The sequence below is a fragment of the Nonomuraea mesophila genome, from assembly GCF_004352805.1.
In the GTDB taxonomy this organism is placed as follows: domain Bacteria; phylum Actinomycetota; class Actinomycetes; order Streptosporangiales; family Streptosporangiaceae; genus Nonomuraea; species Nonomuraea longispora.
The window spans coordinates 1-19,748 of sequence record NZ_SMLD01000173.1 but is presented as its reverse complement, the minus strand read 5'-3'; the positions used below and the strand labels follow the sequence as shown (position 1 = coordinate 19,748).

Genomic DNA, 19,748 nt, shown 5'->3' with positions numbered 1-19,748 from the left:
GTCGGGAGAGGGGCGGGGGTCAGGGGATTCGACTGCTCGGGGCTCACCGAGTACGCGTGGGCGCGGGCCGGCGTGCTGATCGGCAGGACCACGTCCGAGCAGTGGCGGTCGGGCGTACGGATCGACAGGCAGGACGTGCAACCCGGTGACCTGGTCTTCTACGACAGCGACCGGAGCAGCGCCGGGCCGGAGCACGTGGCCCTGGCGGTGGACGCCACGCGGATGGTGCACGCGCCGTACACCGGCGCCTTCGTACGGGTGGATCCGCTCGACCGGCGGACCTTCCTCGGGATCGTGCGGCCGAGCGAGAGCGCCGCCAACCTCGCCGGCGCCGGACGCGGGTGAACGTCACAAGCGGCCGCGCGGCCCGGGGTCGTCCTGCAGTGATCGACCCGAGCCGCGCGGCGCTGAAGAGCCTGGTGGCCACCAAGCCCGTGCCGTGGACTCGCGAATATCCACGACCCGTTCCTCCGGTTCACCTCAGGGCGTCAGGAAGGCCGACCTTGGCCGGGCGGGCTCCCCTCATGCGGAACGGGAGTCGCCGATCGGCCTTCTCAGAACGCGCGCGAGGGACCGTCAGTTGTCGTCGCCGACGTTCTTCTGGTTGCTCAGAACGCTGGCGTCGATGTCGTTCAGGTGGAGCAGGGTGAGGACGTCGACGTACTTGACCGAGTCGTTCAGCACGTCGTTCAGCGCGGTCAGGTCGTCGAGGGCGCTCAGCTGGCTGAGAATGTTCTGCCCCTCATTGTGCGGGTTGGGAACGTCGGCGGAAGCTCCAGCGGCGGAGAAGCCGAACGCGGCGGCCGCGATTGCTGCACCTGCCAGAATGCGACGGATCATGATTGTTTTCCTCCATGGATAGGCGCGGAATTTCCGGCGCCATAGTCGTTTTTGCAGGGCTGTGAGGTGCCGCCCATAACAATCGCGGCAGGCAGCGGAAACCGCAACCCGGAATGCCCTTCCGGAGGTCAAGGGGAAACCCGGGTTTCTTGGCGTCGGATTTTCCCGCTCTTCGCCGACGCGCCACATATATACGCCGCCGGCAGACCACGCATGGATATTCGTTTTGGCTGCCCGCGTGGCCGATGGTCCTTTCGTTCACTCCTGTTTAGGGAAGGATCACCCGAAACTTGGGACTCGCGGCTACGCCGCCGGGCGTACCGCGACCGCCTCCCCACGAGGGACGTACGGCGCGGGCGGAGCGGTGACGATGGTCGTCGAGTTCCCGATTCCCGAGGCAGGTGAGACCCGTGCGGCCACCCATCCGCAGGACGGTCCTGACCGTTCACATCATCGCGTCGGTCGCCCTCCTCGGCGAGGTGTGGGGGCTGGTCGTGCTGAACAGCGCGGCGGCGCTGACGAACGATCCCGCGCTGGCGCACGCCGCCTACCGGTTGATGCCGAACCTGGTGTTCGCGGGCGGCATACCGCTGAGCCTCACCGCATTGGCCACCGGCATCACGCTGGGCCTGGGCAGCCATTGGGGGCTGTTTCGCTATTACTGGGTGACGGTCAAGCTGGGACTGCTGGTGGCGGTGATCTGCATCGGCATGTTCCTGTTCGACCCCGAAGGCATGGCGGCCACCACCCAGGGGGGCGCGGTGGCCGCCGCCTCGGTCCAGTGGAGCCAGACGGCCGTCGTGGGCGCGCAGTGCGTCATGCTCGTCGCCGCGACGGTGTTGTCGGTGTTCAAACCGCGCTGGAGGCTCCGCCCCGCCGGGGCCCCTCACAGGCAGGTGTACCGCGACCCGCAACCGTGACGGGCACGTACGCGGTCGCCCGAGCCACAGCCTCACGGGCACGTGCGCGGTGACCCCGTCGTCACGGGGACGTAGGGGAGTCATTACGAGGGCGGGTCGAGGTGGTCGAGGGCGGCGGAGAGCCGGTGGAGGGGCTGTCAATTGCATCCCATGCGAGGATGGACCGCATGGCAGAGATCGTCGGCGGAGGACGTCCAGTCAACGACGCCGAACGGCGGGTGATCGCCTATCTGCGAGATCACGCACCCGCCGACTGGTTGCTGCTGCACAACATCGAGCTGACACGCGGCCACGACGTCTTCGAGGTGGACCTGATCGTGCTGACCGGCCACTCGCTGGTCGTCGTCGACGTCAAGGGCACCCGGGGGCGCATCCAGGTGTCCGGCACGCGCTGGTTCCCGCCGCGCAGGGAGGCGTTCGGCTCCCCCGTGGCCAAGCTGCGCGGCACCGCCAAGGCGCTGAAAGGGCTGCTGGTGTCGCAGGCCACGCAGCTGGAGCGGGTCTACGTCGACTGCCTGGTCGTGCTCACCTCGCCCGACGCCGAGCTGGTCGACCCGGCCGGGCGCGACGCGGTCAACGTCACGGACCTGCAGGGCCTGCTGGCCACCTTGAGCGACGTCTCGCGGATCAGGCGCGGATGCAGCCCCGACGCGAGGCCGTACATGACGGCGATCCTCGACGCGCTCAACCAGACCGTGCGCCGCAGCACCGCCCCGCCGAGATACGGCAACTGGGAGGTCGAGGAGCAGCTCGGCGGCGACGCGAAGATCACCGAATACCGCGCCTTCAACGTGACGCTGCCCGGCAGCGAGACCGTGCTGCTCCGGGTCTACCAGGCCGATCCGCTGGCCGACCACGAGGCGCGGGCGGCCGAACGGCAGCGCATCGCCAACGCCTACCAGACCCTGGCCCGCATTCCGCCGCACCCGTGCGTGGTGCGCCCGCGCGACTTCTTCGCCATCGACGACGAGAGCCGGTTCGTGCTGGTGCTCGACGACGTGCACGGCGAGGCCCTGCACCTGTCGCTGGGCCGGGGCGCCAGGCTCGGCGTGATCAAGGATCTGCTGCGCGGCCTCGCGCACGCGCACGCCAACGGCGTCGTGCACCGGGCCCTGACGCCCGCGTCCGTGCTGGTCACCGACGACGGGCACGCGGTGCTGACCGGGTTCGACTACGCCAAGCCGGGGCCGCGCGACTACACCGTGGCCCACGAACTGGGCAACGTGCTCGACGCCCACTATGTGGCGCCGGAATGTCAGGAACGCCCAGACCGGATGACGACCGCCTCCGACGTCTACGCCGCCGGAGCCATCGCCTACCAGCTGCTCACCGGCCAGCTCCCGACGAGCGCCGACGCCCACGGGCCCGACGTGCCCGAGGTGGTGCGCCGGATGCTCGACCACTCCCCCGCCAAACGGCCGTCCGCCGCCGAGGCGCTCGCCGCCCTGGACGCCTCGCCGCCGCAGGAATCGCGGTTCAGACGTCTCGTACGCCGCATAGTGTCCAGACCATGACCATCCGCCTGCGTCCCGTCGAAGAGGACGACCTGCCGTTCCTGCGCCGGCTCATGAGCGACCCCGACAGCACCGGCGAATTCCAGTGGTACGGCTTCCAGAACCCTCACCACCTGCGCCGCCGCTGGGAGGAGCACGGGATGCTCTCCGACGACGGCGGCATCCTGATCATCACGGACGGCGACGATCGCGCCGGGTTCGTGTCGTGGAACAAGCAGGTGGCCAACCGCGTGAGCCACTACTGGGCGATGGGTCTGATCGTGGCGCCGGAGTTCCGGGGCAGGGGGTACGGCACGCAGGCGCAACGGCTGCTCGCCCGCTACCTGTTCGACCACTCGACGGTCAACCGGATCGAGGCGTCCACCGAGATCACCAACGTCGCGGAGCAGCGGGCGCTGGAGAAGGCCGGATTCACGCGGGAGGGTGTCCTGCGGGGTGCCGGCTTCCGCGCGGGCCTCTGGCGTGACGGCGTGCTCTACAGCATGATCCGCGCCGACCTGGAGTCCTGAGCTCGCCCCCAGGAGGAGGGCTCCGCGCAGTGGCCCGGTTCAGGGCAGATCGCGGCGCAGGGCCTTGGCGTGCCGGAGGTAGTCGAGGGCCAGCCCCGTACGCCCCGCCGAACGGTGCAGCTCCCCGAGGAGTTCGGTGGTCGAGGCCTCGCCGCTGCGGTCGCCGAGCTCCTGGAAGATCTCCAGCGAGCGTTCGAGCCCGGTGGAGGCCCGTGCCAGGTCCCCGCGTTCGGCCTGGAGCCCGGCCAGGCTCTGCAGCGCGTACGCCCCGCAGTGCCGGTCCCCCAGCGACTCGAAGATCTCCAGCGCGTGCCGGTGGAACGACATCGCGTGGTGCAGGTGCCCCATCTGGACGTACACACAGCCTTCCCGGTGGGCGTCCCCGAGTTCCTGGGCCAGCCGCATCGCGTGGTCCAGCGACTCCGACGCCTGCGCCAGGTCGCCCGACTTGAGGCAGACCCGGCCGATGGCCTGGCGGGCGTACGCCTCGCCCTGCCTGTCGCCGGTGGCAAGGAAGATGGCCAGGGCGTGCCGGAAGTGGGAGAGGGAGCGGTCGTGCCGGCCGCGGAACTGGCTGACGGCGCCGAGGCCGCAGATGGAGGTGGCCTCGGCCCGGCTGTCGCCCAGGTCGTGAAAGATCTGCAGGGATCGGGTGAAGCCTTCTGCGGACTCCTCGTACCGGTCCTGATAGAGGCTGACCTGGGCCAGGCCCCTCAACATGGCGGCCTCGCCGTACGTGTCGCCGGCGGCGCGGGCGGCCGCCAGCGCGGAGGTGTGCGTACGCCGCCACGTGCCGAGGTGGCAGCGCAGGTCGAGGCAGGGCACCATGGCCGCGGCCAGCCCCCACGCCGACTCCGCGAGGCCCAGCTCGGCGGCCACGTCCACCATGCCCGCCAGCGCCTCGTGCTCGGCCTCGAACCAGGCGACCGGGTCGGCGGTCAGCCGTTCGAGCGTGCGCTCGGGCAGCCGCCAGCGCGGCGCCCTGGCCGCGGTGAGGGTGAAGACGGTGGTCGGCAGCCGCGCCATGGCGTGCTCGGTGATCGCCGTCCACGCGGCCAGCACTCTTGACAGGGTGTCGAGCCCGACGCGGTCCTCCGGTACGCCGGACGTCGCGCAGCCGCGCTGGAGCGCGTGCCGGCCGATGAGGCCGGGCACCCGGTAGCGCGGCTGGCCCACGGGATCGGTGCCGGCCAGGTCGAGCAGGTTGACGTCCACCAGCAGGTCGGTGACGTCGTGCGCGCCGTGCCTGCCGAGCGCGGCGTCGATCACCCATCCCGGCTGGGCGGGTCCGCCGAGCCGGGCGAGCGTGCCGAGGACGCGGGCGGCCTCGTCGGGCAGGCGCGCGTAGCCGTGGTCGAGGGTGGCTCGCACGTCCCCCAGTTCGCCGAGGCAGTCGTCCTCCAGCCGCTGCCTGAGCACCGTCAGCGACCAGCCGGGCCGGCCGGCCAGCCGCGCGCCGGCGTTCCTGACGGCCATCGGCAGCCATTCGCACGCGGCCACGATCGCCTGCGCGGCCTCCCGCTCGCGGGCCACCCGGTCCTCGCCGGCGATGTCGCCGAGCAGCGACAGCGCCTCTTCCTGGCCGAACCGGCCGAGCTGGATCCGTACCGCGCCCGGCAGCTCGGTGATGCGGCGCCTGCTCGTGACGATCACCGCGCTGCCGTAGCCGGGCAGCAGCGGCCGGACCTGGCGGGCGTCGCGGGCGTCGTCCAGCACCACCAGCATCGGCCGCTCGGCCAGCAGCGACCTGAACAACGCCGAACGTTCACGCACGGTGGGCGGCGCGGTCTCCACGCCGAGTGCTCTCAACGCCTCGGCCAGCAGGTCGCCCGGCTCCCTGCCGTCCAGCTCCAGGTAGAGCTGCCCGTGGGGGAAGGACGGGCACAGCTTGTGCGCGGCGTGCACGGCCAGCGCCGATTTGCCCGCGCCGGGCGGCCCCGAGATCACCGCGACGGAGAACGGCCCGGCCAGCTCGGCCATGGCGGCCGCCCTGCCGGTGAAGTCGGGCAGATCGGGCGGGAGCTGCCGTGGTGTGGCGGGCATCGTGTCGTCCGCCAGGATCAGCTCGTACGCCCCGCGCAGCTCCGCGCCCGGCTCGACGCCGAGCTCGTCCACGAGCCGGCCCCTGACGGTGGCGTAGGCGCGCAGGGCCTCGGCCTTCCTGCCGCCCCTGTGCAGGGTGAGCACCAGGCGGCGCCACAGGTCCTCCCGGTAGGGGTGCTCGGCCAGCAACCCGAGCAGCTCGGAGATCGCGCCGTCGTGGTCGCCCCGCTCCAGCCGGCGGTCGATCAGGGCCTCCGCCGCGTGCAGGCGTCCCTGGTGGAGGAGTTCGAGACGGCGGTCCCAGACGGGGCTGCCCGGCAGGTCGCACAGCGGCGCTCCACGCCAGAGCGCGAGCGCCTGCGCGTACTCGCCCCGGTCGACCAGCTCCTCGAACACCAGCAGGTCGAGCGCGCCGTCGGCCACGTCGAGCGCGTAGCCGCAGCCGTCGGCGCGTAAGTGCCCGCGGCCCAGCTCCGTCCTGAGAGCACTCACATAGGTCCGTACGTTGGCCTGCGCCGAACGCGGCGGGCGGTGCGGCCAGAGCACCTCGACGAGCTGGTCGGCGCCGACCACGCGGCCCGCGTCCAGCAGCAGCGTGGCCAGCAGCAGCCGGGGTTTCCTGCCGGAGATCCGGACGGGACGTCCGGCGGACCGGACCTCGAGCGGCCCGAGCACGTGGAAAGTGATCGACATCCGCAGCAGCTCCTCTACAGAGGCCTGACAGCTCTTGTATCGGTTTTGGACGATTTATGTGCGGCCAATGCAGACCCTTGTCTCAGAGATCCCACGGGAAAGGATCACCCCATGAAGCTCAGCGGAGCAATGGTCGCGGGCGTCGCACTGTTATTCAGCCTCGGAACGACGTCGGCCGCCGCAGCCGACCCGGCGCCGGAGTCGGAGGAGGCGCAGATCCTGGCGACCAACTTCCAGCTGCCGTTCCCCTGCGGCCAATCCTGGACGGGCAACTCCAGCGCCAGCAGCGCACACCGCTCGTACGAGATCGACTTCAACCGCGGCAGCACCGCGGACGCCGACCTCGGCGACACCGTGGTGGCCGCCGCGGCCGGCACTGTGGTGATCTCGGCACACCAGGGTTCGACGAACGGCTTCGGCAACCTGGTCAAGATCGACCACGGGTCCGGCTGGTCCACGTACTACGCCCATCTGAACGCACGATCGGTCAGCCAGGGACAGTCCGTCTCCCAGGGTCAGAAGATCGGCACGGTGGGCAACACCAGCAAGCCGGGTAACAACATCAAACCTCACCTCCACTACGAGGTACGCAAGGGAAGCAGCTACCCGTCCAACATTCAGCGGGCCGTTTTCGACGGGAAGACCTTCGGCTACCCGCAGCAGACGCTGACCAGCAAGAACTGCGGCGGCTCCAGCAACCCGTACTCACCGCAACAGGTCTGTGGCTCGGGCTTCAACGTGATCGACTCCGCCGGGCTCGGCGGCAACGGCACCGTTTACCTGCTCTACAACAGCGGCAACCGCAGCAACTGCGTGGTCACGCTGAAGTCGAAGTCGCTCGGCACCGCCACCGCGACCAGCGCCTACCTGGAGGTGCAGGGCAGTTCGCGGAAGACCGACTCGGGCAACTTCTCCTACTACGCGGGACCGGTGAGCGCGTCCGCGCCCAGCACCTGCGTCAAGTGGGGCGGCTCGGCCGGCGGCGTCAAGTACGACAGCCCATGGGAGCACTGCGACTAGGGTTCCCCGGATCGACGACGAAAAGTCTCGGGTGGCAGGGTCGACCAGCCAGGAACACCCTGACCACCGGAGACCTCGTGGCCGCCTCAGGACAAAGCATCCTTAAAGGGCTCGCGTCTACCGTCGACATCCATGCAGATCCCTCCGCCGCGCCCTCCCGGCCGGCCGGTCCAGCCGATGCCGCTCCCTATGGGAGGGGCGCCACCACCCGCGCCGTACGTCAACCGGGCATTCGCCGGCTCCGCCCTGGTCTCGTCAGTCATGATCGCTGTCGGCGCCTTCCTGCCGTGGAGCGGGACTTATACGCAGGCCTCGGGCATCGAGAAAGTCACCGGATTCGCAACTGCCGGGGCGTATCCGTATCTTGTGGCGTGGCTGGGCGCCACGCTCGCGGTCACGGCCCTGGCGGCGGGCAAGGCGACGAACGAGGCCGCGATCGCACCGGGCATGCTCGGTGTGGTGCTCTGTGGATACAGTTGGATACACATCCTCAGGAACTCCAACGAGATCGTGCAGCGGTGGGTCAGCGACGGGCTCATCATCTCCCTGGCCGGCTCGGTCGTGCTGACCGCCATCGGTGTCATGGCGATCATCGAGGGCCGTCAGCGCATGCGCCGGATGCACATGACCCGGCCGAGTTGATCGAGCGCCAGGCCGAGTGGAGGCGCGCGGCCCGGCCTACGCCTGCGCGATCGTGTCGAGGACGTCGATGACGTAGAGCATGGGCGCGGGCCCCGGGGAGGGCACGGCCACCCGGCTGCCGACGCGCAGGCCGTCCAGGGCGTCCGTCCAGCCCGCGGGCACGGAGCCCTCCTCCAGGGTGAACGCGCTGGGCCCACCCCTGCGGTACGACGAGTCCACGACCGTACGCGACGGCCAGGAGGCGGCGACGTACTGGACCACGATTCTCGCGCCCGCCACGACCTGCGGGCCCGATCCGTCGATGAGGACGCGCGGCCGCGCGGACGGCGTCAGGTCGGCGGGCACGACCGGCAGGGTGCGCCCGACGAGCCGGGCGTCGGGCGGGTAGCCGCCCAGGATGTCGAAGACCAGCACCAGTGTGTCCGCCGGGGCCAGGCCGGTCAGCGGCAGGTCCGGGCCGAGCGCGTCGGAGGCGGGGCTGATCAGCATGACCCTGCTGCCGGCCGGCCGTCCGATGAGCGACTGCCGCCACGTCTCCGACACCTGCCTGCCGTCGAAGACCACGGTGGTGGGCTGGTGTCCGTCGTGGGTGCTGAGGTAGGGCTCGTTGCCCGACCAGCGCCGGATGTCGACGTCGGCGAGCACCACGTCACCCGCGACCGTGCGCCGGCCGCTGCCCACCGACAACACCGTGATGCGCGGCGTGTGGCCCGGGTTTCCCTCAGGGATGGCGACGACCGGTTTGCTGCCGAACGAGCCCGTGACGACGGGTTGCGTGCCCTCGTCCGCCACGCCACACGAGGTGGCCAGCATGAACAGGGCAGGCCAGATCGAACGCACATTCTCCTCCAGGGCCAGGTCCGAAGGAGTTACTTGCCGTTATGGCGAAAAGGAATGCTGCGGCTCTCGCCATCTCACGACAAAGGGCGCGGGACACTGGGGTACGTGACTGAGCACAGCGGACGACGTCCCAAACTGGCGCGCAGGGTCGCCGACGCGGCCGAGATCGCGCTGACCGCGAGGAAATACGTGACCTTCATCGACGTGGTGACGGGGCTGCGCTGGCTGCACACCAGGCACGTCGACGTCTGGCGGCAGGGCAGGGCGGCGACGCTGGCCGAGCTGGCCGCCGTCGACGAGGACCGCCTGCTCACCGCGGCCGCCCTGCTCCGGGAGTGGGCCACGGCCAAGGGGCTGCGGCCGGTCGACGTGCCGTACACGGCCGGCACCCGCGACCGCCGCGAGCTGCGGTTCACCTCGAAGGACGGGCAGGACCCGTTCCGCGTGCACTGGCTCTCCCCCGATCTCAGCGAGGCCCGCGTGCGACGGCTCACCGAGGCGCGCAGCAAACCGCCCGACCTGGTGGCGGTGGCCCCGCTCGACGCCTGGACGTGCGCGGCCTGCGGCGACACCGGCCCCTACCTGATCATGGAGGACGACCGGCCGCACTGCCTGACCTGCACCGACCTCGACCACCTGGTGTTCCTGCCGTCGGGCGACGCGGCGCTCAGCCGCCGGGCCAAGCAGGAGAGCGGCCTGTCCGCGGTGGTCGTCCGCTACAACCGGCGGCGCAAGGTCTACCAGCGCATGGGGCTGCTGGTGGAGGAGGCCGCGCTGGCCGCCGCCGAGGAGCGCTGCCTGGCCGACGAGGAGGTACGCCTGCGCCGCAGGGAACGCGACCGCGTCCGCAGGGCGGAGCAGGACGTCGAGTTCCAGGCCAGGATGGCGGCCGAGATCGCCAGGTTGTTCCCCGGCTGCCCCGAGCCGCGGGCGCGGGAGATCGCCGAGCACGCCGGCCAGCGCGGCAGCGGCCGGGTCGGCAGGTCGGCGGCGGCCAGGGCGCTCGACGAGAACGCCATCACGCTCGCCGTGATCGCCTCCATCCGGCATCTCGACACCGACTACGACCGGCTGCTGATGTCGGGCGTGCCCCGGATGGAGGCACGTGACCTGGTCAGGGAGCGCATCGAGCACAAGCTCGACGAGTTCCGGAGTAACGTGCGGGCATGAGCGGCGTGAAGCTGCTGTCGGAGGCGCACGGCCACGCGCTGACCCGACGAGGCTAGGTGACGGCCAGGCGCCTGGCGTACCTCTCGTCCCGCCACACCTCCTTGTCCAGCACCTCCAGCAGCGTGACGGCTGCGTCGTGGACGTCGGCGTAGCCGACGTAGAGCGGCGCGAAGCCGAACCTGAGGATGTCGGGGGCGCGGAAGTCGCCGTGCACGCCGCGGTCGATCAACGCCCGCATCACCGGATAGCCGTCGGGGTGGTGGAAGCTCACCTGGCTGCCGCGCGCGACGGCGTCCGCCGGTGAGGCGAGCTCCAGCGCGTCGCCGACGAGGTCCACGAAGAGCGAGGTCAACGCCATGCTCTTGGCCCGCACCTGCGCCATCGGCACCTCCTCCCACAGGTCGAGCACGGCGTCGAGTGCGGCGAACGACAACACGTGCGGGGTGCCCACCGCGAACCGCCTGACGCCTTCGGCCGGCCGGTAGCCGGGCTCGAACGCGAACGGCTCGGCGTGGCCGTTCCAGCCGGACAACACGTTCTCGGCGGCGGCGTGGTGGCGTGGGTTGACGTAGAGGAAGGCGGGCGCGCCCGGCCCGGCGTTCAGATACTTGTACGTGCACCCGAGCGCGAAGTCGGCCGCCGAGACGTCCACCTCCATGGCGCCCACGCTGTGGCACACGTCCCACACCATGAGCGCCCCCGCGGCCTGCACCTCGGCGGTGGTCGCGGGCACGTCGTGGCGGGCGCCGGTGGCGTAGTCGACCTCCGCCATCAGCACCACGGCCGCGTCGTCGAAGCGCCCTTCCGCGACGTCGCGCACCTCGTAGCCGCCGAGCAGCCCGGCCAGCCCCTGCACCATGTAGTGGTCGGTGGGGAAGTTGCGTACGTCGGAGACGATCACGCGGCGGTCGGGGCGCAGCCGCAGCGCCGCCGCGACCGCCTGGAAGACCGCGATGGAGGTGGTGTTGCCCACCACGACCTGCCCCGGGCCCGCGCCGATCAGCGGGGCCAGCCGGTCGCCGACCGTCACCGGCTGCTGGAACCAGCCCGCGTGGTTCCAGCCGCCGACGAGTTGCCCGCCCCACTCCTCCTCGACCGCGCGCCGCACCCGCCCGGCGGCGCGACGGGGCAGCGCGCCCAGTGAGTTGCCGACGAGGTAGACGACTCCTTCGGGCAGCACGAACTCGTCCTTGAAGCGCCGCAGCGGATCGCCGGCGTCGAGCGCGAGGCACTGCTCGCGGGAGACGGCGAGGTCGCGCGGGGCCGCCTGAGCGGGCGGAACGACGGGTTCACGTCGGACGCCCTGGTCGTGCGTGCTCACGCCGTGAACACCGCGCGCACGGAGCCGAGCCCGTCGATGCGGGCCTCGAACTCGTCCCCGGCCTCGACGGGCACCACGGGGCCGAGCGCGCCGGTCAGCACGACGTCGCCGGCGCGCAGCGCGTACTCGGTGCGGCCCAGCCGGGTGGCCAGCCAGACGGCGGCGTTGAGCGGGTGGCCCAGGCAGTCGGCGCCGGAGCCGGTCGAGACCTGCTCGCCGCCCCTGGTCATGGTCATCCCGGCCGCTCGCAGGTCGAGCCCTGTGAGGGTGACGGGCGTGCTGCCCAGCACGTACGCCCCGGCGGAGGCGTTGTCGGCGATCGTGTCGGCCAGGGTGATGTCCCAGTCGGCGATGCGGGAGTCGGCGATCTCGATCGCGGGCAGCGCGAACTCCACCGCTCTGATCACGTCGGCCACCGTGAACGGCCCGCCGCTCAGGTCACGGCCGAGCACCAGGGCGACCTCGGCCTCGGCACGCGGCTGCAGGAACCTGCTCACGGGTACGGGCAGCCCGTCGCAGTAGGAGGCGTCCGCGAACAGCATGCCGAAGTCGGGCTGGTCGATGCCCATGCGCTGCTGCAGCGCCTTGTTGGTCACGCCGATCTTCCTGCCCGCGAGCCGCCGCCCCTCGTCGAGCGCCCGCCGGGTGTTGATCTCCTGTACGGCGTAGCCGTCGGCGGGCGTACTGACCAGGTCCCTGATGGGCGGGCACGGCTTGCCCGTACGCGCGGCCTCCAGCAGCCGGTCGGCGGCCTGGGAGCGGGCGTCCACGGCCTGGGACCATTCGTCATACATCTGGTTGCTCCAGTTTGATGGTGATCGTGGTGGGTTCAGAGTAGAAGTCGAGCGACTGGGTGCCACCTTCCCGGCCGATGCCCGACAGCTTCACGCCGCCGAACGGGGTGCGCAGGTCGCGCAGATACCAGGTGTTGACCCAGACGAGCCCGGCCTCCAGGCGTCGCGCCACCCGGTGGGCCCGGTCGAGACCGGTGGTCCAGAGCGTGGCCGCCAGTCCGTAGTCGCTGCTGTTGGCCAGGTCGATCGCCTCGGTCTCGCTGTCGAAGGGCGCGACGTGGCAGACGGGCCCGAAGATCTCTTCCCTATTGAACCTCGACCATTCCGACAAACCTGTCACCACCGTCGGTTCCACGAAATATCCGGAATCGCGGTGGTCGTTGAACACGGGGACGCCGCCCCCGGCGTGCACCTTGGCTCCCTCCGAGCGGGCCAGGGCGTAGTAGGAGAGCACCTTGTCGCGGTGCTCCAGCGAGATCATGGGTTGCGGCTCGACCTCCTGGGCCCGGCTCGCCAGCCGGACGCAGAACTCCTCGAAGATCGAGCGTTGCACGTAGAGGCGCTCGGTGCACAGGCAGACCTGGCCGCCGTTGGTGAAGACCGACTGCACGGCGCCGTCGACCGCCCGGTCGAGGTCGCAGTCGTCGAAGACCAGCCCGGCGTTCTTGCCCCCCAGTTCGAACGAGATCGGCTTGACCCGGTCGGCGACGGTCTTCATGATCGTGGTGGCCGTCCTGGTCGCGCCGGTGAACGTCACGCCGTCGACCCCGGGGTGCTCGACGAGGAGCTGGCCCGACGCCCCATAGCCGAAGATGACGTTGACCACGCCCGGCGGCAGGCCGGCCTCCGCGCAGACGTCGGCGAAGACCGCCGCCGAGCCCGGCGTGGCCTCCGAGGGCTTGACCACCACCGTGTTGCCCGTGACGAGCGCGGGGGCCAGCTTCCAGGTCATGAGCAGGAACGGCAGGTTCCACGGGACGATCACGGCGACGACCCCGAGCGGCCTGCGCACGGTGTAGCTGAGCAGGCCCGGCAGGTGGAAGGCCTCGTCGGGGCGCTGGGCGGCGATCTCGGCGAAGGCGCGGAAGTTCGCGATGCCGCGCGGGACGTCGAGCGTACGGGTCTGCTCGTACGGTTTGCCCGTGTCGGCGATCTCGGCCGCCACCAGGTCGTCGAAGCGAGCCTCGATGCCGTCGGCCAGGCGGCGCATCCACCCGGCGCGCTCGCCGACGGGCAGCGCGGCCCAGTCGCGCGCCGCCTCCCTGGCCGCCCGGACCGCACGGTCGACCACCTCCGGGTCGGCCTCGTGCGCCTGCCGCACCACCGCGCCCGTCACGGGATCATGGACAGGGAACGGGTTGCCCGCGGCCACCGGCAGGCCACCGATGAAATGGGTCAGCACAACACTCTCCTCTATCTCTCTGTATAGATCGCTGTGCGGTCGATGGACAACGGGTGGCCCGGGGACACGGAGCCTTGAATCGCATCGTCTCGGCGGATGACCCTGTCCGGATGGACATCTTCCGGTACCCCTTGATCGTCGCCATCATGGTCGGATGGCGCGGACGTGGGAATTGTGGGGAACAGTCATTATTGCTGGTACATTTGCGCTCCCCCTGGCCTTGCTAGCAATCTTGCTTCTCTCCCGCCACCGCGCCAGAGGCGGGCATCCCGCACCCCTGCGCACCTCCCTCGCAGACGTCGGCATCGTGACCGGGACCACGCCGTGGATCTGGATGATCCTCACTCCGTCCACAGGCAGGACAGGTGTCGTTCTCGTTCCGTTCACCGACCTCGCGGACCTCGTCGCGGCGCCGTGGGAGGCGGTGTTGGTCCAGGTCGGAGGCAATCTGCTGGTCTTCGCGGCACTCGGGGCGCTGCTGCCGGTACGCAGCCGGGCGATGTCCTCCACAGCCCGCGTTGCGGCCGTCGCCGCCGGGTTTTCGGTCCTCGTCGAGGTGCTCCAGTACGCCCTGCGGCTGGGCCGTTTCTCCTCCGTGGACGACGTCATTCTCAACACGACGGGCGCCGTGATCTTCGCTTTGGTTACTCGCCGCTGGTGGGCCGGTTGGATACCGGCCGTGACGGTATCGCGGTAACGGACCACTAAAAACAGCGCGGAATTCACCACACGGGCACGATCCGCTCAAAAGAAGCTCGCGACCAACCTGTGTATCTGTGCAATCGTGGACAGGACGGGGCAAGTTCTCTGGAGACGCCACAACCTGGTTGGTGACAGAGGGTGATCAAACGTGTCTGAATCCCCGGTACCCCACGAGCCCCCTATCTATCGCCGCATCGCCGACGGCCTCCGCGCCCGGATCCTGTCCGGCGAACTGCGCGACGGGGACCGACTACCGGGCGAGAACGCGCTGATGGCCGAATACGCAATCGCACGGGCAACCGCCAGGCAAGCGCTTGCCGTACTGATCAATGAAGGGTTGGCAGTGCCCAAACGAGGTTCGGGGGTATACGTGCGACTGTTCAAACCGATCCGCAGGCACGGCTCACGCCGTCTGTCACGCGAGCAGTGGGGTCAGGGACGGGCCATCTGGGACGCCGACGCGCGCGGCCGTCCCTTCGACGTCGACCGGGTGGAGGTGGAGCGGGAGCGGGCGTCCGACGAGGTGGCGAGCGTGCTCGACAGCCTGGAGGTCTGGGTACGCAGGCGGCGCTACTCCGTCGACGGCCGGCCCGTGCAGCTGTCCACCTCCTTCTTCCCCGCCCACCTGGTGGAGGGCAGCGCGATCACCCTCCCCGACACCGGTCCGGGCGGGGCCTACGCCAGGCTGGGTGACCTCGGCGTGCCTCCCGCCCACTTCACCGAGGAGGTGCGCGCCCGCATGCCGGCGCCGCGCGAGAGCGCCATGCTGGACCTGCCGGGAGGCACGCCGGTGATCGTGATCGCTCGTACGGCGTACACGTCGGGAGGGCTGCCGGTCGAGGTCAACGAGATGGTGCTGGACTCCGCCGCGTACGTACTCCAGTACGACTTCGACGCCTAGGTCAAGGCGATCTGTCAAGCGGGAAGGTTGACCTGACCGTCACGATCATAGAATTCTCTAGAGAGGTGGAGCATCTTCTAAGGAGATGGAACCTCGCCTGGGGGCCCGGGAAAGGTGGACGGAGATGTCCTTTGACCGACATCTTGCCGAAATAGCCCGGGAGTTTCCTCACTGGACCATCTGGCGGAGCGATGCGGGCCGCTGGTGGGCCACGAGACACCATCCGATCAGCGCGGCGCAGCGCGAGGCCGGATGCGCGATGACCATCGACGCGGACGACCCGGATGGCCTGCGCGACCAGCTCCGGGACCAGGAGGAACGGGCCGGCGAGCAGCACCCGTGGCGGGCCGGCCCGGCACCTCCCTGACGCCGGCCGGCAGCGACCGGCGTCACCACGAGCAGCCCGGTGCCGGGTCCAGCGTCTCGGCGGCCCCGGCACCGGGCCACCAGACACGGAGGGGCCACGAACGCGGAAGCCTCCGACCCTATCGGGGGCGGGGGCTTCCGCTCAGCACCGTCGTCTCCCCGCCACGGCGGGGCAGTGCCCTACTTGTTCACCTCCGACAGGCGGATGACGTTCACCTCGGTGTCGTCGGACACCTTGACCCTCTGGGTCTTGTCCGAGTCGTCCTCGTCGGCGGCGGCCCGCACGTCCTCCTGCGGCTCAGCGGGAGCCGATGCGGGAGCCGGCGCGGGCGTGGCGCCGGCCGCGGGCGCGGGGCTCGCGCCGGACGCCGGAGCAGGCGTGGTGCCGGACGCCGGAGCAGGCGTGGTGCCGGACGCGGGTGGCACGGCGTTGTCGGGGATCAGCGCCCCGGCCGCCGACTCGCTGCGCATGAGGTCACCCAGCACGGTGCTGACCTCGGTCAGCCGCCGCACGACCTCGGTGTGCGTGTTGGTCAGATATTCGACCCGGCGGCCCGCCTGCTCGTCGAGCGTGGCGGTGCGCTGCCTGGCCGACTCCAGCATCGAGTCGGCCTCCTCGCGCGCGCTCGTCACCAGCTGCTCGGCCTGCGCGTTGGCGTTCTGCAGCAGCTGGTCCGACTGCGACTGGGCCGCCGCGGTCACCCGCTCCGACTCTGCCTTGGCCTCTCTGAGCGCCTCTTCCGCCTCGTTGCGGGCCGCCGTGAGCTGTTCTTCCGCGTCGGCGCCCGCCTGGGCCAGCATCCGCTCCGCCGACTGCGTTGCTTCGTTCACCCGCCGCTCGGCCTCCGCCTGGGCGGAAGAAAGGATCTTGTCGGCGGTCTCGCGGGACGTCGTCACCAGGCGCTCGGCCTCCGCCTTGGCCGTGTCGCGCACGCTGGCGGCCTCGGCCTCGGCGTCCTCACGCTTGGCCGCGGCCTCCTCCTCGCCCAGCCGCAGGATCTGCGCGAGGCGAGGGCTGAGGTCCTCATAACTCTGTGGCGTCTCGACCATGCGGCGCCTGGCCTCCGCCAGCTCGATGCGGCCCTGCTCGGCCTGATCGATCGCGCGCGCCAGCCGCTCTTCAAGATCACGTATCTGGTTTCGGACGCGGACCATGTAGTCGTGAACCTGACGGCGGTTGTAGCCGCGCATCACGACTTCGAAGGTGTCCTCTTGCATCAGATCGGGGAGGCTCTCGTGCTGGTTTGTCATGGGGGTTACCTAAGGGTGGTTTGCGTGAGGCGGGGGAAAACTGCGGGTTGTGAGGGTTCGGCAACGAGACGTCAGGAAACGACTTTCCTGCCATCTGCCCACGTCCGCAACCCGAACGCCATACCCGGAGCAGGAATTACGATGTGACAGATGTACATAGCAGCGTTGGACAACGGGGCAGTTCCGGACATTCATCCCGAGGCGTACATCGCGCCTGGTGCCGTGGTGGTGGGCAGCGTGCGGGTGGGCCGAGAGTCCAGCATCTGGTACGGCTCCGTTCTCCGGGGTGACGACGAGCGGATCGAAATCGGCGAAACATGCAACGTACAGGATCTTTGCTGCCTGCACTCCGACCCGGGTGAGCCGGCGATCCTCGAGGACCAGGTGAGCCTCGGCCACAAGGCCATGGTCCACGGCGCTCACGTCGAGTCGGGCGCGCTGATCGGCATCGGCGCGATCGTGCTGGGCGGCGCCCACATCGGAGCGGGCACCCTGGTGGCGGCGGGGGCGCTGGTCGGGCCCGGCAAGAAGATCCCGTCGGGCGTGCTGGTCGCCGGAGTGCCGGGGAAGATCGTGCGCGAGCTCACCGACGACGACCGCGAGTCCTTCGCCCGCACGCCGGACAACTACGCGGCCAAGGCGCTCAGGCACCGGAAGGCGTCATCGCTTTGATCAGCACCTCGTCCGTCACCGACGCGTTGTTCAGCGGGTCGGCGTAGTCGGGCAGCTCCGGCCGCAGGAAGCGCACATAGTCGACGGTCAGCTTGAGGTCGGGCTGACCCTTGATCTGCTTGGCGTTGCCCTTGTCCGCGTCCTTCTTCAGCGTGCTGTAGCTGTCCCAGTCGGTGTAGCCGGTGATGCCCCACTGCAGCGCGTCGGGAAGGGTGGACGGCCAGCGCTGCCCCACCTTCCACTTACCCTTCTCCTCCTTGTAGAGGGCGACGAACACGCGGCCGACCCGGCCCAGCACGAGCTCGACCCAGCCGTCCTTGACGGCCAGCTCCTCCGGCTTGGAGCTGCCGTCCTTGGTGTACTTCACCTCGATCTGGCCGGACTTCTCGCCGGTGCCGGTGGTGATCGACACCCAGTTGGGCTTGGCGTACGAGCCGGGCTGGCGGGCCATCAGGCCGCCGAGCGAGAACTTGCGCTTGGGCCGGCCGCCCGCCTTGCCCTCGACCTTGACCCTGGCGTGCATGACGATGTCGCCGGCCAGCTCCTGGTAGACGAAGGGGCCGCGGAAGCCGTCGAACCAGGCCGAGGTCTTGGGCTCCAGGTAGAGCGAGCCCTTCGCGGTCTTGTCGACGTCGAGCTTGGCGATCCGGTCGATGTCCTTCTCGGTCTTGCTCAGCTTGGTCCACATCGACAGGTCGGCGGCGTCGTTGAACTCGGTCGTGGCCTCGCCCACCTCACCTCCGGGCGTCGGCGGCTCGGCGTTCTCCAGCGTGAGCACGCCGGGCCCGCTCGGCGACGGCGGCGCCGCCGCGCCCGTGCCGCAGCCGGAGAGCACGCCTACGATCGCCAGCACCCCTGCTACCTTCGCCCTCATACTGGAACATTCTGCCGTGAAAAGCTGATGGATGATCCGGGTACGGCCAGTACGATGACGGCCGTGCGACCTTGGGACGTGTTCACCTCCGCGGAGGCGGAGATCCGGGCGATGGTCGCAGACCCACGCTGGCAGGCGCTCTCGCCGCCCGACCGCGCGCACGTCCTGGCGGCCAGAATCCTGGTGACCCCCGACGGCGACAGGTGGCTCTTCGGCGCCCACGCCCGGTGGCACCTGCACGATCCCGCCGACGGCCGCTGGCGTCTGGCGCCGCCGCCGCGCGGCACGCGGGCGCGTCAGGTGGGCCACCCCGCGGCGGTGCTGCCCGACGAGGTGATCCCGCAGGGCTCCGACTTCCACGCGGAGCCGGGTTCGACCCAGGCGTTCGTCGGCCCCGACGTGCCCGAGAGCCTCACGGAACGGGTGCGGGTGCTGCTGCGGGCGAGCGGGCGCAGGTCTGAGCTCGACTATCCGCTGACCGCCTTCGACGAGATCTTCGCCTCCGACGTGCCGAGCACCGTCGCCGCCGTCTGGGGCACGATCATGTGGTGCGCGTACGCGCCGGCGTTCGACGGCAACGAGCGGCTCATCACGGTGTTCGGCGAATATCTGTGCCGCCCGCTGCCCGGGGACGAGTGGGTGCGCTGGCTGCCCGCGCCGCCGCTGCTCGACCTCACCACCCTCGTGTCCGAGCGGCTGCGGGCGGGCAGGCCCCAGGCCGCGCTCAGGCTGGCGGCCGTGATGGCCGACACGGCGCAGATCCTGCTCTCCGACACCCGGTTCAGGCCGCGGGCGCTCGCCCTGCTCACGATGGTCGAGCCGATGCTGCGCCACCAGGGCATCGACGACGCCCACGTCGACGAGGAGACCCTGCGCCAGGCGTGGTTGCGGCGCCGCCCCGCGCGGCTGGCCCGGGCGACGTTCGTGGAGAGCGACCCCGCGGCGCACTTCTCGCACTCGGTCTACGACCTCGTGGACACGCTGCGGTTCACGCCCGACCCGCCGGCGGCCGCGGCAGCGCTCCTCGCCGACCTGTCCGACTCCCAGCGATCGCTGCCCGCGCTGCTGGACCACCGGCTCAGGATGGCGTACGAGGAACTGGCGCGGGCCGGGCTCACCGGCACCTCCGCCAGGGAGCAGACCGAGCCCGACGGGTTCCCCGTGCAGGGACGTCCCGGCGGGGTGTCGACGGCGCCCGCGCCAGTGGCCGAGCTCGCGCCGCCAGACCGCGGGAGCACGGCGGCGGTGCTGGGGGCCGCGTACGCCATGGGGCT

19 protein-coding genes are annotated in these 19,748 nt (G+C 70.5%); 11 read left to right on the top strand and 8 right to left on the bottom strand.

The genetic code is table 11. The annotated features are described in order from the left end of the window. Positions 1-345: C40 family peptidase (locus E1295_RS39690; RefSeq protein WP_166427641.1), on the top strand; the 345-nt coding region annotated here is incomplete at its 5' end. A gap of 231 nt (positions 346-576) precedes the next feature. Here E1295_RS39690 and E1295_RS39685 read toward each other — a convergent pair. After that, positions 577-840 (bottom strand): hypothetical protein, encoded by a 264-nt coding sequence (locus tag E1295_RS39685; RefSeq protein ID WP_132334356.1) that lies wholly within the window; start codon positions 838-840, stop codon positions 577-579. Between the two features lie 410 nt (positions 841-1,250). On the opposite strand from E1295_RS39685, the gene E1295_RS39680 reads away from it, so the two are divergent. The 3 genes from E1295_RS39680 (at position 1,251) to E1295_RS39670 (ending at position 3,783) form a co-directional block, all read left to right on the top strand. Further along, on the top strand, positions 1,251-1,760 hold the full coding sequence (locus E1295_RS39680) for a hypothetical protein (protein WP_132639062.1): 510 nt from the start codon (positions 1,251-1,253) through the stop codon (positions 1,758-1,760). A 167-nt stretch (positions 1,761-1,927) separates the two neighbouring features. Next, positions 1,928-3,274, top strand: a complete 1,347-nt coding sequence (gene mads6 / locus E1295_RS39675; RefSeq protein ID WP_132639060.1) for a methylation-associated defense system protein kinase MAD6 — start codon at positions 1,928-1,930, stop codon at positions 3,272-3,274. Further along, on the top strand, positions 3,271-3,783 hold the full coding sequence (locus E1295_RS39670) for a GNAT family N-acetyltransferase (RefSeq protein ID WP_132639058.1): 513 nt from the start codon (positions 3,271-3,273) through the stop codon (positions 3,781-3,783). The genes mads6 and E1295_RS39670 overlap by 4 nt, the downstream gene beginning before the upstream one ends. 39 nt (positions 3,784-3,822) lie before the next feature. Here E1295_RS39670 and E1295_RS39665 read toward each other — a convergent pair whose 3' ends face one another. Next, positions 3,823-6,519 carry an AfsR/SARP family transcriptional regulator gene (locus E1295_RS39665; protein ID WP_132639056.1) on the bottom strand — a complete coding sequence of 899 codons (2,697 nt, stop codon included), beginning with the start codon at positions 6,517-6,519 and terminating at the stop codon, positions 3,823-3,825. A 111-nt stretch (positions 6,520-6,630) separates the two neighbouring features. Between E1295_RS39665 and E1295_RS39660 the strand changes: the two genes are divergently transcribed. Together E1295_RS39660 and E1295_RS39655 are read left to right on the top strand one after the other, a co-directional pair. Beyond that, positions 6,631-7,539, top strand: a complete 909-nt coding sequence (locus E1295_RS39660) for a M23 family metallopeptidase (RefSeq protein WP_132639054.1) — start codon at positions 6,631-6,633, stop codon at positions 7,537-7,539. Between the two features lie 261 nt (positions 7,540-7,800). Next, a complete protein-coding gene (locus tag E1295_RS39655; protein WP_132639052.1) occupies positions 7,801-8,181 on the top strand; it encodes a hypothetical protein in 381 nt (126 codons plus the stop codon). A gap of 36 nt (positions 8,182-8,217) precedes the next feature. Here E1295_RS39655 and E1295_RS39650 read toward each other — a convergent pair whose 3' ends face one another. Further along, entirely contained in the window at positions 8,218-9,021 is an 804-nt protein-coding gene (locus E1295_RS39650; protein ID WP_132639050.1) for an FKBP-type peptidyl-prolyl cis-trans isomerase, read from the bottom strand. Between the two features lie 105 nt (positions 9,022-9,126). On the opposite strand from E1295_RS39650, the gene E1295_RS39645 reads away from it, so the two are divergent. Further along, positions 9,127-10,191, top strand: a complete 1,065-nt coding sequence (locus E1295_RS39645; protein WP_246080902.1) for a DUF2293 domain-containing protein — start codon at positions 9,127-9,129, stop codon at positions 10,189-10,191. A gap of 52 nt (positions 10,192-10,243) precedes the next feature. On the opposite strand, the gene kynU is transcribed toward E1295_RS39645, so the two are convergent. From kynU to E1295_RS39630, 3 genes are read right to left on the bottom strand one after another with little or no spacing between them, the layout of a single operon-like run. After that, positions 10,244-11,512 (bottom strand): kynureninase, encoded by a 1,269-nt coding sequence (gene kynU, locus E1295_RS39640; protein WP_132639049.1) that lies wholly within the window; start codon positions 11,510-11,512, stop codon positions 10,244-10,246. Beyond that, complete coding sequence (locus E1295_RS39635) at positions 11,509-12,306, bottom strand: 2-keto-4-pentenoate hydratase (RefSeq protein WP_132639048.1); 798 nt, start codon at positions 12,304-12,306, stop codon at positions 11,509-11,511. Before E1295_RS39635 ends, kynU begins: the two co-directional genes overlap by 4 nt. Further along, a complete protein-coding gene (locus E1295_RS39630; protein ID WP_132639045.1) occupies positions 12,299-13,708 on the bottom strand; it encodes an aldehyde dehydrogenase family protein in 1,410 nt (469 codons plus the stop codon). Before E1295_RS39630 ends, E1295_RS39635 begins: the two co-directional genes overlap by 8 nt. A gap of 307 nt (positions 13,709-14,015) precedes the next feature. Between E1295_RS39630 and E1295_RS39625 the strand changes: the two genes are divergently transcribed. Continuing rightward, the gene (locus E1295_RS39625; RefSeq protein ID WP_220449119.1) at positions 14,016-14,405 is read left to right on the top strand and encodes a VanZ family protein; all 390 of its coding nucleotides are present in this window, start codon (positions 14,016-14,018) and stop codon (positions 14,403-14,405) included. A gap of 153 nt (positions 14,406-14,558) precedes the next feature. Further along, a complete protein-coding gene (locus E1295_RS39620) occupies positions 14,559-15,311 on the top strand; it encodes a GntR family transcriptional regulator (RefSeq protein WP_132639041.1) in 753 nt (250 codons plus the stop codon). Between the two features lie 546 nt (positions 15,312-15,857). Here the strand turns inward: E1295_RS39620 and E1295_RS39610 are convergent. After that, positions 15,858-16,928, bottom strand: coding sequence for a coiled-coil domain-containing protein (locus tag E1295_RS39610; RefSeq protein ID WP_132639037.1), 1,071 nt, complete (start codon positions 16,926-16,928; stop codon positions 15,858-15,860). A gap of 150 nt (positions 16,929-17,078) precedes the next feature. On the opposite strand from E1295_RS39610, the gene E1295_RS39605 reads away from it, so the two are divergent. Further along, positions 17,079-17,600: a gamma carbonic anhydrase family protein gene (locus E1295_RS39605; protein ID WP_132639035.1), complete on the top strand. Its 522-nt coding sequence runs from the start codon at positions 17,079-17,081 to the stop codon at positions 17,598-17,600. Here the strand turns inward: E1295_RS39605 and E1295_RS39600 are convergent. Beyond that, positions 17,572-18,453, bottom strand: a complete 882-nt coding sequence (locus E1295_RS39600; protein ID WP_132639032.1) for a DUF1349 domain-containing protein — start codon at positions 18,451-18,453, stop codon at positions 17,572-17,574. The two genes, E1295_RS39605 and E1295_RS39600, sit on opposite strands and share 29 nt — an antisense overlap. An 84-nt stretch (positions 18,454-18,537) precedes the next feature. Here E1295_RS39600 and E1295_RS39595 point away from each other — a divergent pair. Beyond that, positions 18,538-19,748, top strand: a 1,211-nt coding sequence (locus E1295_RS39595) for a hypothetical protein (protein ID WP_132639030.1), incomplete at its 3' end; no start/stop codon positions are given.